General features: G+C 69.4%; 11 protein-coding genes. 7 read left to right on the top strand and 4 right to left on the bottom strand.

What is annotated here, in order from left to right; translation table 11 throughout:
* The first annotated feature begins 100 nt into the window (after positions 1 to 100).
* Positions 101 to 1792: a sensor histidine kinase gene (locus H4W31_RS10215; protein WP_192766434.1), complete on the top strand. Its 1692-nt coding sequence runs from the start codon at positions 101 to 103 to the stop codon at positions 1790 to 1792.
* Positions 1793 to 1805: 13 nt separating this feature from the next.
* Here H4W31_RS10215 and H4W31_RS10210 read toward each other — a convergent pair whose 3' ends face one another.
* The gene (locus tag H4W31_RS10210; protein WP_192766433.1) at positions 1806 to 2537 is read right to left on the bottom strand and encodes a GNAT family N-acetyltransferase; all 732 of its coding nucleotides are present in this window, start codon (positions 2535 to 2537) and stop codon (positions 1806 to 1808) included.
* 163 nt (positions 2538 to 2700) lie between these two features.
* On the opposite strand from H4W31_RS10210, the gene H4W31_RS10205 reads away from it, so the two are divergent.
* Together H4W31_RS10205 and H4W31_RS10200 are read left to right on the top strand one after the other, a co-directional pair.
* On the top strand, positions 2701 to 3162 hold the full coding sequence (locus H4W31_RS10205; protein WP_318783725.1) for a hypothetical protein: 462 nt from the start codon (positions 2701 to 2703) through the stop codon (positions 3160 to 3162).
* 75 nt (positions 3163 to 3237) lie between these two features.
* Entirely contained in the window at positions 3238 to 3876 is a 639-nt protein-coding gene (locus tag H4W31_RS10200) for a flavin reductase family protein (protein WP_192766431.1), read from the top strand.
* 116 nt (positions 3877 to 3992) lie between these two features.
* Here H4W31_RS10200 and H4W31_RS10195 read toward each other — a convergent pair whose 3' ends face one another.
* Positions 3993 to 4436 (bottom strand): DoxX family membrane protein, encoded by a 444-nt coding sequence (locus tag H4W31_RS10195; RefSeq protein ID WP_225946388.1) that lies wholly within the window; start codon positions 4434 to 4436, stop codon positions 3993 to 3995.
* A gap of 811 nt (positions 4437 to 5247) precedes the next feature.
* Between H4W31_RS10195 and H4W31_RS10190 the strand changes: the two genes are divergently transcribed.
* Positions 5248 to 5922 (top strand): DUF6082 family protein, encoded by a 675-nt coding sequence (locus tag H4W31_RS10190; protein WP_192766429.1) that lies wholly within the window; start codon positions 5248 to 5250, stop codon positions 5920 to 5922.
* Between the two features lie 32 nt (positions 5923 to 5954).
* On the opposite strand, the gene H4W31_RS44745 is transcribed toward H4W31_RS10190, so the two are convergent.
* On the bottom strand, positions 5955 to 6179 hold the full coding sequence (locus tag H4W31_RS44745; protein ID WP_192766428.1) for a DUF397 domain-containing protein: 225 nt from the start codon (positions 6177 to 6179) through the stop codon (positions 5955 to 5957).
* A gap of 322 nt (positions 6180 to 6501) precedes the next feature.
* Positions 6502 to 7197, bottom strand: coding sequence for an RlpA-like double-psi beta-barrel domain-containing protein (locus H4W31_RS10180; protein WP_192766427.1), 696 nt, complete (start codon positions 7195 to 7197; stop codon positions 6502 to 6504).
* A gap of 251 nt (positions 7198 to 7448) precedes the next feature.
* Here H4W31_RS10180 and H4W31_RS10175 point away from each other — a divergent pair, with 251 nt between their 5' ends.
* The 3 genes from H4W31_RS10175 (at position 7449) to H4W31_RS10165 (ending at position 13340) form a co-directional block, all read left to right on the top strand.
* The gene (locus H4W31_RS10175; RefSeq protein ID WP_192766426.1) at positions 7449 to 8819 is read left to right on the top strand and encodes a glycoside hydrolase family 18 protein; all 1371 of its coding nucleotides are present in this window, start codon (positions 7449 to 7451) and stop codon (positions 8817 to 8819) included.
* Between the two features lie 194 nt (positions 8820 to 9013).
* Positions 9014 to 11542: a hypothetical protein gene (locus tag H4W31_RS10170; protein WP_192766425.1), complete on the top strand. Its 2529-nt coding sequence runs from the start codon at positions 9014 to 9016 to the stop codon at positions 11540 to 11542.
* A gap of 280 nt (positions 11543 to 11822) precedes the next feature.
* The gene (locus tag H4W31_RS10165) at positions 11823 to 13340 is read left to right on the top strand and encodes a D-glucuronyl C5-epimerase family protein (protein ID WP_192766424.1); all 1518 of its coding nucleotides are present in this window, start codon (positions 11823 to 11825) and stop codon (positions 13338 to 13340) included.
* The last annotated feature ends 56 nt before the right edge of the window (positions 13341 to 13396 follow it).

Here is a 13396-nt window from a genome sequence, read left to right as displayed (position 1 = left end):
GACCCTGACCTTTGTCAGGGTCGCCGCCGACCATTTTTCCGGGTACCCGGGCAGGCGTCCCCGATCGCCGAGGCCCGCTCCGCGCCGTAGCCTCGGAACGGTGTGGCGCGCGATCAAGGACATCCTGCTCTGGGCGCCGCTCTCCGTCCTAGTCGGACTCTCCTGGACCGGCCACCGGTCGTACCCTGTCTGGTTGTTGGTCGTCGGGTTGGCGGCCTGGGCCGGCGCGCTGGCGGTCGGCCGCCGGGCACCGGTGGTCCCGCTCCTCGTCGTGGTCGGACTCTGTGCCCTGGACGGCAACTACGCGTTCGGCCTGCCGGTGGTCAGCTACCTGCTCGGGCGGCGGATGGCCAGCACCTGGCCGGCGGCGGTGAGCTTCTCCGGGGTGGCGCTGGTCGGCACCCCGGTCGTGCTGGCCCAGTACGACTTCATCGCCTGGGCGACGCACGTCGGCGCGCTGATCTACGCCGTGCTGTTCCCCTGGCTGCTCGGACGTTACCGGCGCCAGCAGCGCGATCTGCTCTCCGCCGGCTGGGAACAGGCCGAGCAGTTGGAACGCGAGCAGCGGATCCTGGCCCGGGAGGTACGGCTGCGCGAGCGGGCCCGGATAGCCGAGGACATGCACGACTCGCTCGGGCACGAGTTGAGCCTGCTCGCGCTCCGGGCCGGTGCGCTGGAACTCGCCCCCGGGCTCGACGAGCGGACCCGTGCGGTGGCCGGACAGCTCCGGGTCGGCGCGGCAACGGCCACCGGACAGCTTCGGGAGGTGGTCGACGTGCTCCGGGACGATCCGGCCGCCGAGGCGCCGCTCCGGCCGGCCGCGAAGAGCGTCGCCGAACTCGTGCGCCGGGCCAGCGCGGCGGGCATGCCGGTGGAACTGCTGCCCCGCGCGGACCCGGCAGTCCCGTCGGAGTCGTCAGACCCGTCAGACCCGTCAGACCCGTCAGACCCGTCAGACCCGTCAGACCCGTCAGAACCGTCAGAACCGTCAGAACCGTCAGAACCGTCAGAGTCGTTGCCGGCGCTGGTGGACCAGGCCATTCACCGGGTGGTGCAGGAGGCGCTGACCAACGCCAACAAGCACGCCCCGGGCGCCGCGACCACCGTACGGTTCGGCACCGACGGCGGCGGGACGGTGCTGGTCAGCGTCGTGAACGCCCGGCCGCCGACCGGGCCCGCGTCCCGGCCCGGCCCGGCGTCCGCGTCCGGCGGCGGGCCCGGCGGTCACGGCGGGCCCAGCAGTCAGGGCGGTCAGGGCGGTCACGGCGGTCACGGCCTGGTCGGGCTTCGCGAGCGGGTACGACTGGCCGGCGGCACCCTGCACACGGGTGAGCGGGATGGCGGCTTCGAGGTCGTCGCGCGGCTGCCCAGCGGGGCCGGCCGGACCGGTCCACCGCTCCCGGAGCCGCCGTCGGCAACGGACCGGCGCCGGCTGGTCCACCGGGAGGCCCGACGCGGACTGGTGCACGCCACGATGGTGCTGACCGTCCTCGCGGTGACGCTGGGCGGTACGGCACTCGGCTACTACCTCTACGCGACCAGCAGTTCGGTGCTCAACCCCGGGACGTACGCCGGGCTGGAGGTGGGGCAGGACTGGGCCGTACTGGCCCCACTGCTGCCCAGCCGGGAGACCCTCGAACCGCCCGATCCGGATCCGCTGCCCCGGCCGTCCGGCGCGCGGTGCCACTACTACCGCTCGCACGGCAACGTCCTCCAGCCCCGGTTCGACGTCTACCGGATCTGTTCGGCGGACGGCCGGCTGGTGGCGAAGGACGTACTGCCGTCGTCCTGACCCGGGTGGTCGGTCAGCGGTGCTGGAGCCAGACGTTCGGTTCGACGTACACGCCCTGGTCGGCGGCGTGGTCGACGTGCAGGACGCTCAGCCCGTCCGGGATGACGAATTCTCCGGAGTCGGGGAACGCCATCCCGGTCCAGTCCTGCCACTGCGCGACGGTACCGGTGATCACCTGCGACCGGGGCGCCGTGGCCACCATCCGGGCGCCGAGCCGGTGGTGGGTCCGAATCCACGGGTCGAACGGACTTCCGTCCGGTCGGGTCCAGCCGGCGTACCGGTCGATCGGGGTGAGTGGGTAGCGGGACTTCAGGGTCGGGCGGACCGGACAGATCACCCGGGGCCAGCCGGATCGGCCGGCGAGTTCGCGAAGCGCGTCAAGCAGTTCACCGGCGAGGCCCCGGCCCTGACGGTCGGGGTGGACGGCGGCGGCGAGGATGGCCAGGGTGTCCGGCTGCTGTCCGGCGTCGTACCCGGCGAGAGCCCGGGCCAGCGAGTCGTTGTACCCGGCGGGAAGGTCGTCGACCTCGCCGGTCCAGCGCAGCGGCACCGCCCAGCCCGCCGCTACGATCTGGTCGCCGTCGAGCAGCGCGACCTCCAGGTCGGCGAAGAGTTCGCGGACCCGGCCGAGGTGCCGGGCGGTCTCCTGGTCGTGGAAGACGAATTCGGGCCAACCGGCGGAGAGCCAGGTCAACTGTTCCGCCGGTCGTGGCCGGGCGTGCAGCGGCTGCGCGACGATCGCCATGGCGTCGATTCTGCTGTGGAGCCAGCGGGATGACCCCGACGAATTGCACCAATCGGGGATAAACTACTCTGTGTGCCCGGAGGGTTACATGGAGGCACGGAGAGTCGTACGGATCGCCGCGGTGCTGGTGGCTGCCACCATCGCGACCTGCCATGCGTACCGGATGGGGTCCGACGAGCCTCCGTCGACCCCGGCCTCCGGTCCGGAGATCCTCAACCTGCGGGGCGTACGCAACGTCGAGTTCGGCGACACCGAACAGGAGCTGCTGCGACGCGGCCAGTTGCATCCGGAACCGGAACCGGGCTGCGGATCGAGCCTCACCGCTCCGGCGGCGGTCAGCCCGATCTTCGCCGACGACCGGCTGGTGCTGCTCTGGGCCAGCCCACCCGTACAGACCCCGGAGGGCGTCACCGCGGGTACCCCGGTCGACCAGGTCCGGGCCGCCTATCCGGCCGCGACCCGGTTGACCGCGCCACCCGGGACGTACCGGTTCGACGGGCTGCTCGCCCGGCAGGGCGACCGGGCGTACCTGTTCCTGCACGACGGACGTACGGTCCGAAAGACCGTCGCCGGGTACGCCCACTACGCGCAACGGCTGTTCGACGAGGGCTTCGGCACCTGCTGAGCAGTTCGAACCGGGCGGAACGCGAGGTCCGATGACCGCCAGCATCCGCCTTCCGGCCCCGGCCAGAGTTGACGCATGCACATCGTCCCAGGGCTCAAGGTGTTGTACTTCGGCACTCCGGTGGTGCTGATCAGCTCGCGCAACTCCGACGGGACCGCCAACCTCGCACCGATGTCCTCCGCCTGGTGGCTGGACCAGTCGGCCATGCTCGGCCTCGGCAACAGCGGCCAGACGACGGCGAACCTGCTGCGCGAGCGCGAGTGCGTACTCAATCTGCCCTCGTCGTCGATGGTCGACGCCGTCGACCGGATCGCCCTCACCACCGGGAAGCGGACCGTGCCGGAGCACAAGGTACGCCAGGGCTACCGGTACGAGCCGGACAAGTTCTCGGCCGCCGGCCTGACCGAGCAGGCATCGGAACTGGTCCGGGCACCCCGGGTCGCGCAGTGTCCGATCCAGTTGGAGTGCCGGGTCCGCTCGGCGCGGCCGTTCGGCGGCTCCACCCCGGAGTGCACCGCGTTCGAGGTGGAGGTGGTCCGCGCGCATGTCGAGGAGCGCCTCGTCATCCCCGGTACGCACTACGTGGACCCGGTCGGCTGGGACCCGCTGATCATGAAGTTCTGCGAGTTCTTCGGCGGTGGCCAGAACGTGCATCCGTCGAGACTCGCCGAGGGCTGGGAGATGCCGCACCAGCTGCCGATGATCCCCGCCTGACGACTGGATATCCCCGGATCCCGCGGCCGGGCCGCACCCACGCTGCGGGGTACAGCCGAGCCGTGGGTGCGTCGCCGTGACCGCCCAGCGCACTCCATGGTGCGGCGCGTGGACGTTCAGCGGGCGGCGGCCCGGTGTTGGCTCGCCTCGACCGGATCGGGCTCGCGGTCCGCGTCGAGCCGTTCGGCGGCCCCGCCCGACGTGCGGTTCGGCCGGGGCGTCACCAGTACCAGACCTGCCGCGATGAGGATCAGGTTCTTGACCACGAACTCCCCGGTCATCGTCAGGACCAGCGGGTTGCCGCCGAGAAAGGCCACCTCGGGCTGGGTCACCAGCACCAGGAAGGTGCCCGCCAGATGCCCGATCATCAACAGGACGACCAGGCCCGTCCACCGCCCGATAATCAACGCCACACCGAGGACGAACTCGAAGAGACCCAAGGCAGGTACGAACTGATCACCCGGAAGGAACGGGAGGGTGTTGGCCACCAACTCGGCCACTGGCGTTGCATTTGTAAACTTCAATGCACCGAACCAGATGAAGACCAGCCCGAGGGACATCCTCAGCACCCCCGTACTGCTCCTGGCAACCGCCCCGTGCAGAAAGAACAGCCGGTCGTAACGCGCCGTACCGACACCGAGCAATCTCGCGGCCGACCGCCTCGTCGCCTTCGCCCGCCTGGCTAACGTACCCACGACCACTCCCTTTGGTACCGATGGATGCGGCAGCCAGCCCACGCGGAGCCGACCAGGAGAACTTCGCTGGCCCGACCCCGAATCAGGATGCCGGCATGAAGGGTGACGCATTTACGTTCGCAGATGCCTTGTCTCCTGTAAAGCAATTCGCCTACATTGGAATCGCTAAAGACAGATCGAGAATTACCCTTGGGGGCGTTAACGCCTGTCGACCATTGAGGCGGCACGCACGGCGGAAGTGATCGATACGCCTGCCGGTGCTCCAACCCCCTCGCGGCGACCGGGACGATGGCAGTGGAGGCTTTCCGGGCTCGGCGGTCGGCCCGTGGAACGCACCTCTGGCGGACCCGTACGCCACCGGACGGGCGAGCCGTCTGCCTTTCCCGGATCCCCGGCGCACGGCGTCACCATCAACTGCCGATGGCGGCTACCCGCTTGCTCCGGTCACTGGGGCCTTGGGGAGCCGACCCCTCCGTGCGGAGGCCGAGTCCAGATGGCCACGCGCCAGGACCGGCTCCGGCTACAACCGAAATGGAAATTCCACGGACTGACAGATCATGATGAGGCGAACGCACAGTTCACAGTTGACTGTGAGTGAACATGCATGATTCCGATGTCATCGGAGGAGGGGGAGCAAAATTGTCAGACTGGCCGTAGTCAGCGAAGGAGTCATCGGATGGTGGTTCGAAAACCTGAGCCCCTGAACGACCTGGGTCGCAGACTCGTCCGGCCGGTGCTGCTCGCTGTTTCGACGGTCCTCCTCATCGGAGCGCTCCTGGTCGCCACGATGTCTCCGGTCATTATAGACGCGCTCTATCGGGGTGAACGCGACTTTTCCAGAGCCAGCAGCATAGGACAGGCTTACGGAGCCGCATCCGCCCTGTTGGCGGCCCTCGCCCTCACAGTCGTTTCCGCCTCGCTGCTAATCCAGTACAGCCAGTTCAGATACGAACGCCTACAGACCGTCTACCAGCACACGGAGGAGCTCGTGAAGCTTGCCATCGAGAACCCTCAGTACTGCCAGTGTTGGGGTTCCCGGATGTCCCCGGAGCACGTGGACGAAAGGTTGTTCTACTACTGCAGCCTCATCATCAAATCGTGGACGCGGGCCTGGGAACGGGGCGGCCTATCGGAGCGGGAGGCGCGCAACTTTCTGAAGTCCTTCTTCGACAGCGAGGTCCCCCGACTCTTCTGGCAACGGCACGGAGACTGGCATCTCTATCGGAAGGCCCGCACTCGGGCCGGCCGCTTCATGATCCTGATAAACGAGGAGTATCTGGGTGCCATCAAATCCGGGCCGCCGTCCCGCTCCCACGAGCCCGGCCCAGACGGCGGTCGGGCCGGCGATTAAGGAACCACAGGGGGCAGAATAAATGTGCAGATCTAGTCACCTGAGCCGGCTGGTGGTTCGAAGGCTCCAGCCTTCACCCCAGCGATCAAATTCCGCCAAACACTCCCGGGCAGAAGAAGAACCTCCGCCGGGTGTCGGGAATTCCGTAACGAGATGACTTCGGCCGCGGAGGCGACCTCGACGCAATGGTGCTCGGTGACGCACCGCGAACTTCGCTGCCAAGCTGATTGATTGAGACCTGCCCGATCGGAGCCCACCGATTGATTCCCCTCTCCCCGAAACGCTAGCCAACTGAAGTCCGTCGACCAAGGGACAGTAGCAGACAGACTATCCCATCTTGGTCATATCGGACAGTACCCCTAGAGCCGGCGGGCGGCGCCTGCGGTTGACCACCGACCGGCCGGAGTGCCTCGGTCCGGGACAACGGCATGGAGGGACGCGACCGCCACCATACCGGGACCCGGGAATCCATAGCCGACTCCGGCACCGGGCCGTCCTTGGGGGACGGCCCGGCCCCGGGGTCGGGGCGACCCCGCCAGCCGGTGCCGGTCAACCGTCAACCGGTCAGCGGGGTGCCGATCAGCCGATCCGCTCGACCACGGGTCGCCGGATCACGAACTTTCCGGGTTCCCGGACCTGCTCGAACGCCGCGTCGTTGAGCAGGACGCAACTTCCCGAGGGGCTGGTCACCTTGACCGTGATGCTCTTGTTGTTGTCCAGGTTCGTGACCTTGAGCGTGGTACCGATCGGGAACGTCCCGCTGGAGGCCGCCGGTGCGGCATTCTCGTTGAACAGCGTCACGGTCGACCCCGTGCAGACGACGTTCCCGGCCGACCCGGTCCCGCCGCCGGAGTTGGCGGGCGGCGCCTTCGGCGGTGCGGCCGGCGGCTTGGCCACCGGCGGCTTGGCGGCCGGTGACTTCGTGGCCGGTGGGGCGGCCGGCGGGGCCTTCGTCGGCTCGACCGCCGGCGGCTGCGGAGCGGGAGCGTCCGCGCGGACGTCGGCGGTGCAACCGGCGGTGGCGCGGCGCTGCTGGATCAGGTCGACCACGGCCTGTCGGTTGGCGATCCGCGCGTCCGACTGGGCGTCCGGGAGGGCCTGCTGGCCGGCGATGAAGTTCAGGTTGTTGCGCAGCGCCGCGTCCAGGCCGGCACAGTTCTCGCCCGCGTTGCCGAGTCCGGTGCCGACGGCCAACGCGCCGCCGAGCAGGGCCGTCGCCGCCACGCCCAGGAAAATCTTCCGCGACCGGCCGCTCGTCCTGCTTCGCCTGTACATGCACCGCTCCCTCGATCGTCCGCTGCCCGCTTGCAGCTACCGATGAGTACGAAGGCGGGGATCCCAGTGGATCAGTTCAGATTCCTAAATATTCTTTAAGTCCTGCCGCCGCGTCCACATCGGATCGCCGGCGGGCCGGGCATGACGGGGTGCGAACGGCTCTTGACCGTACGACATCGACGGCCCTACCTTCAGGGCACCGGAAAGTTTGCTAACAATTACTGTCGCTCCAACCCCCGTCAGGAGTGCATATGCGCGGATCCGTCCTCCGTCGACTCAGCACCGCGACCGCCGTCACCGCGGTCGCCGCCGTGCTGGCCGGCATCGCCGTACCCCCGGCATCGGCCGCCCCCGGCGCACCGTCGAAGCACGACGGCGGCCAGCGGGACGGCTTCGTCAAGGTCGGCTACTTCACCCAGTGGGGCATCTACGGCCGGGCCTTCACGGTCAAGAAACTGCACGACTCGGGCGCCGCGCAGCGGCTGACCCACCTGAACTACGCGTTCGGCAACGTCAGCCCGGACGGCCGCTGCTACGTCGACGGCGCGGCGCCGGAGGGCGACGCCTGGGCCGACTACCAGCGGCCGGTCCCGGCGCAGGAGAGTGTCGACGGCGTCGCCGACGCCTGGGGCGAGCCGCTGAACGGCAACTTCGGCCAGCTCCAGAAGCTGAAGGCGGCCCACCCCGACCTGAAGGTGCTGATCTCGCTCGGTGGCTGGAGCTGGTCGACGCACTTCTCCAACGCCTCGCTCACCCCCCAGTCGCGGCAGAAGTTCGTCGCCTCCTGCATCGACCTCTACATCAAGGGCAACCTGCCCAACCCGGACGGCAGCGCCGGCGGACCGGGCTCACTCGCCGGGGTCTTCGACGGCATCGACCTGGACTGGGAGTGGCCGGGCTCGGCCGGCGACGTCGACACCGTCCACCGGCCCGAGGACAAGCAGAACTTCACCGCGCTGGTCGCCGAGTTCCGCCGGCAGCTCGACGCGATCGGCCGGCCGGCCCGCAAGCACTATGAACTGACCGCCTTCGTACCGGCCAACCCGGCCGCGATCGACGCCGGCTTCGAGGTCCGGAAGGTCTTCAAGAACCTCGACTTCGCCACCGTGCAGGGGTACGACTTCCACGGCACCTGGGAGCCCGTCGCCAACCAGCAGTCCGCGCTGCGGGTACCGGCCGGGGCCACCGAACCCGACTTCGCGGTGGATCGCACCATCGACGCCTGGCTCGACCGGGGCGCCGAGCGCGGCAAGCTGGTGCTGGGCATCCCGTACTACGGGCGTGGCTGGGCCGGCGTGACCGGCGGGCGCAACGGCCTCTACGGCACCTCCACCGGCGGTGCGGCTCCGGCCACCTTCGAGGCCGGCTACGAGGACTACAAGGTGCTCAAGACCAAGGTCGGCCAGAACGGCTTCAAGGTCTACCGCGACCTGCGTGCCGGTACCGCCTGGCTCTACGACGGTACGACCTTCTGGACGTACGAGGATCCTGCGGTCGTACTCCAGAAGACCCTCTTCATCCGGTCCCAGCGACTCGGCGGCGCGATGATCTGGTCCCTCGACGGCGACGACGACCAGGCGACGCTGACCCGGACCATCGACCTCGGCCTCTGGCACCCGTAGCCGTCCCGAACCCGGTAGCCGTCCCGAAACCGGTAGCCGTCCCGAAACCGGTAGCCCGTCCCGCAACGCGACGCCCGGCGGATCAGGGTGGATCCGCCGGGCGTTCGCCGTCCGCTCCGTTGTCTATCCAGCTATCTGCATGCGACGATCCGACTGCTCGCGCACGGGGCGCGAGATGTCACGGGGGAGTTCGTGTGAGAGCTGTCGATGCACCGCGCCCATCCCGCCGAATCCGGCGACGCCTTCCGATCCCGACCCTGATCGCCGCCACGCTGGTGTCGGCGGTCTTCGCCGTACCCGGCACCGCCCTTGCCGCCGGCCAGCCGGTTCCGGTCGCCGAGCCGGCGACCACCGCCGGTACCACGCCGACCGGCCCGATCGGATCACCCGAGGCGACTCCGTCGCCGGAGCCGCAGCCGGGTACGGCCAGGTCGTCCAGCCCGAGCGCGTCGCCGGAGCCCAGCGGTTCCCCGAGGGCCGCGGCGGCCGCGTGTGGCGGCACGCTCGCCCTCGGCGAGGTGGTCAGCTGCCCGTCGATCAGCGGGGCGGAGCGGCACGTCTACACGGTCACCTCGACGGTCGACGGGGACACGCTGCTCGCCCAGCACCGCCAGTACGGCGACACCCTCAGCACCCGGGTCACCTCGGCGACCGGCGAGAGCACCTGCTCCCTCACCGGCTACCAGAGCCGCTGCCGGCTCGGCGCCGCCGGCAGCTACACGATCACCGTGTCGCTCCGCGACGGAGAGGAGACGACCGACTACTCGCTCGCCGTCGACTCGCTGCTGGCCCCGTCCTCCTGCACCGACCTGCCCGACTCGTTCTTCTCCTTCGCGTCTCCGGGCCACAGCGCGACGATGCCGACCGGCGCGGTGGGCGACTGCTACCGCTTCGAGCAGCCGGTGGGTTCGGTGCTGCACCTGGCGGCCCCGGGCGGCGCCGCCTGGACCCAGGGCCAGATCCTCGACGCGGAGTACGAGCCGCTCTGCACGGTGGGGTACGCCACCGAGTGCACGCTGACCCGGCCGGGGCCGTACCGGCTGTTCCTGCAGAACATCTACGGCGAGGAGAGCAGCTACACGCTGCGGATGCCCCGGATCACCAACGCGGTCGGGTGTCCGGTCCTGCCGCTGGCCGCCTTCGGTGACCCCGGGAACGCCGTCGGCACCGGCACGGACGTGGAGCGGGACGAGGTCGTCTGCCACGCGCTGACCGCCGCCGGGGCCGGCGGGGTCATCGTGCGGATCAGCCCGGACCAGTCCCTGCCGTGGCGCATCTACGACGCCCAGGGCCAACTCGTCTGCGCCGAGTACGACGCCGCGCGCTACTGCGGACTGCCGGCGGCGGGCGCGTACACGCTGCTCGTGCAGAGCGACAGCATGCTGGGCGAGCCGATCGACTACCAGGTGGCGGTGACCGGGTTGGCGCAGACGCAGGGCTGTACGGAGGCCGCCGGCACCACCTGGGACCTGCCCGCCCTGCTGGTGCAGCAGACCTCCCCGGTGCAGACGCACTGCCAGCCGTTCGAGGGCGAGGCGGGCGACCGGATCGTCCACTACACGGCCCCGACCCGGTACAACGAGGCACACGCCTGGCTCGTCGACGAGACGGGCAAGCTCGCCTGCCCCGATCCGGACTGGGACCAGGACGGTTGCGTGCTGCCGGCCACCGGCACGTACCGGATGATCTCGTTCCTGCGGCACTGGCCCGGCGACAGCGACGAGCTGACGTACCAGATGCAGATCCGTCGGCTCTCCGAGGCCGAGGGCTGCCCGGTGATCACGCCGGGCGCGTACGGGGCGGCTCCGGCCGGGGCGCTCGGCGGGATCCGCTGCCGCGTCCTGGACATCCCGGCCGCCGGCAGCTACCTGCTGGACGTGGTGGACCAGGAGAACTACCAGGATTACGCCCGGGTCTACGACACCGGCGGCCGCCGGGTCTGCGGCACCACGTACTGCGAGTTCCGCCAGCCCGGCCGGTACACCATGGTGGTCGGCGGGTCCGGGTCCGGCCAGGTGCTCAACAACGACTACCGGTACGCCGTGGCCCTGCTTCCCCGGGTGCCGTCCGGCTGCGAGCAGGTCTCCGACAACGGGTACGCCACCGCACCGTACCGGGGGAACTTCCAGGCCGCCGGGGAGTACCACTGCCTGCGACTGTCCAGCCCCGCCGGTGCACGGATCATCGAACTGGAGCCGGGCGACGCCAGCGGAGTGGCTTCGCCGTCCGTCGTCGTACTGGACTCCACCGGGGCCCAGCTCTGCGACTCGTCGTGGCCGCTGCGGACGTACTCGTGCCAGCTGAACGGCACGGCGCCCTTCTACGCGGTGCTGAGCGCGCCGGAGCGCTCCTTCGTCGGCCCGTACGCCAAGGCCTTCGCCCGGGTCGACGGCCCGCCGAACTGTCCGGTCCTGCCGGCGGGTACGACGGGCTCGACGGTGACCACCGGGGCCGACCGGTTCGCCGTCTGCCTCTCCCTCCCGGCCGACCAGCGCGGTTCCCGGGAGAGCTTCACCTACCGCCGTACGTCGGGTACGGGTGACGCCAGTCTGTCGGTCTTCGACGCTTCCGGGATCCGGTACTGCGGCCCGAGCCCGCAGTCCGTCGAACGCACCTTCACCTGCACCCTGCCGGCCGGTCCGGTGACGGTGATCCTGGAGGCGGACGGGGTCGACGCCACCTACCAGCTCACGCACCAGAGCGCGGGCACGCCCACGTCCTAACCGGACGACGTCGTAGCCGAACGGGGCGGAACGCCCGGCAGGTCCGTACGGGTCTGCCGGGCGTTCCGCGTGTCGGCCGACGTGCCCCGACCGTGGGGCTGAGAAACAAATCTTGCGACTGGATGAAACCATCTAGGCGCTCATGGCCTTTGGTAGATAGAAGACCTGACAAGTCTCGGAAGGGTACGGGGTCGATAACCGAACGTATCTGATCAGGTACCGGAAGGTCATCAGCACGGAAGGCGACGCACCCCGGTGCGTCTCGACGGGGGGCCAGGAAGTGGAAGAGCGACGCCGAATCAGGGACGACATCCGGCACGCCGAATTGTCGCGGCGTGCCATGGTGCGCGGCGCACTCGCGGTCGGCGGGCTCGGGGCCTTTGCCGGCCTGGCCAGCGGCTGTAGTAGCAGCCGGATCATCGATCCGAAACTCGTGGCCAGCCAGCCTCGCCCGGCATTCCTGCTCGGATCTTCCACCGAGGTCAATTTCGAGTACCACAACTTCCCGATCCGCGAACTCCGGGACGGAATCCGGCCGTACCACATGAGCACGGCGGTGCCGCTGACCGACCCGGGCACACACGACTCGTCGGGCGTCCGGATGGCGTTGCTCGGCGGGAAGCTCTACGACCATCCGGTCGGCCAGGCGCAGTACGGGCTGCATCTGATCGAGGCGCACCGGCTCACGAAGAATGCCGAATACCTGAACCGGGCCAGGAAACAGGCCCAGCGACTGATCGACCGGCGGGTCCTGCACGGCAACGGCTGGTTCTACCCGTACCCGTTCCGCTACCGGCTGCACCGCAGCGAGGACGTCTACGACGCACCCTGGTACTCGATGATGGCCCAGGGGCAGGCGCTCAGCGTGTTCTGCCGGCTGTTCCGGGTCACCGGCGAGGCCAAATGGAAGGCCGCGGCGGACGCGACGTTCGCGTCGTACCTGGTGACCCCGGTGGCGGGCAAGCCGTGGGGGGTCTACGTCGTGGACGGGAAACTCTGGCTGGAGGAGTACCCGAACCCGAAGGAGGTCAGCGGGGACCGGACCTACAACGGGCACACCTTCTCGGCGTACGGGTTGTGGGACTACTGGGTGGTCACCAAGGACGAGCGCGCCAAGGTGCTGTTGCAGGGCGCCCTGACCACTACCCGGGACGTGTACGGCGACATCGCCAACCGGCAGTGGCGGAGCAAGTACTGCCTGCGGCACGCCAATGACGCGGGCAACTACCACACCACTCACACCACCCAGCACATGCAGTGCTTCGCGATCACCGGCGACACCGCTTTCGCGCGGATCTCGGAGTCGTACTACACCGACTTTCCGCCGCACGGCATAACCGGGACGATCATGTTCCAGCCGGGCGACCACATCGGATACCAGTTCGACGACGCGGGGGCCGTCACCGCCACCAAGCCGCTCAGGCTGATCCAGCCCTATCAGGCCCAGTCCAAAGGACGCGTACGGGTGAAGGATCAGCGCGACATCTGGTACGAGATCACCGACGGCGAACTGGCCGGTTATCACGTGAAGGAAATGGCCGGGCATTCGTACCAGATCGGTGAGACCGCCCCGATCGGTTACCGGATCGCCCGCCCGGCGTCGATCGCGCAGGCGCCTCTGGAGGCGTACAGCCTCGACGCGACCGGCGCGCTGACCTCGGTGGTCACCAGCTACCGGGTGGGTGATCGGGTCAGCCTCGACCGGCGTGCCGTGCTGAACGGCGTGGACCACCTCCGGCTGGGAGCCGGACCGCACACGGGTCGTTGGGTCAGGTACGCGGCAATCAACCGCAGCTGACCCACCCGCACAGCCTCGACGTGGTGGCGGCAGGTGGGCGGGTTCGCCCCCGCCCC

Source organism: Plantactinospora soyae (genome assembly GCF_014874095.1).
Taxonomy (GTDB): Bacteria; Actinomycetota; Actinomycetes; order Mycobacteriales; family Micromonosporaceae; genus Plantactinospora; species Plantactinospora soyae.
The sequence above is the reverse complement of the archived record's forward strand: the minus strand, read 5'-3'. Positions and strand labels throughout refer to the sequence as shown.

Coding starts and splice junctions, on each gene's coding strand:
- H4W31_RS10180 (WP_192766427.1), bottom strand. CDS start 7,197: ATGTACAGGCGAAGCAGGACGAGCGGCCGGTCGCGGAAGATTTTCCTG.
- H4W31_RS10195 (WP_225946388.1), bottom strand. CDS start 4,436: ATGTCCCTCGGGCTGGTCTTCATCTGGTTCGGTGCATTGAAGTTTACA.
- H4W31_RS10200 (WP_192766431.1), top strand. CDS start 3,238: ATGCACATCGTCCCAGGGCTCAAGGTGTTGTACTTCGGCACTCCGGTG.
- H4W31_RS10190 (WP_192766429.1), top strand. CDS start 5,248: ATGGTGGTTCGAAAACCTGAGCCCCTGAACGACCTGGGTCGCAGACTC.
- H4W31_RS10210 (WP_192766433.1), bottom strand. CDS start 2,537: ATGGCGATCGTCGCGCAGCCGCTGCACGCCCGGCCACGACCGGCGGAA.
- H4W31_RS10175 (WP_192766426.1), top strand. CDS start 7,449: ATGCGCGGATCCGTCCTCCGTCGACTCAGCACCGCGACCGCCGTCACC.
- H4W31_RS10205 (WP_318783725.1), top strand. CDS start 2,701: ATGGGGTCCGACGAGCCTCCGTCGACCCCGGCCTCCGGTCCGGAGATC.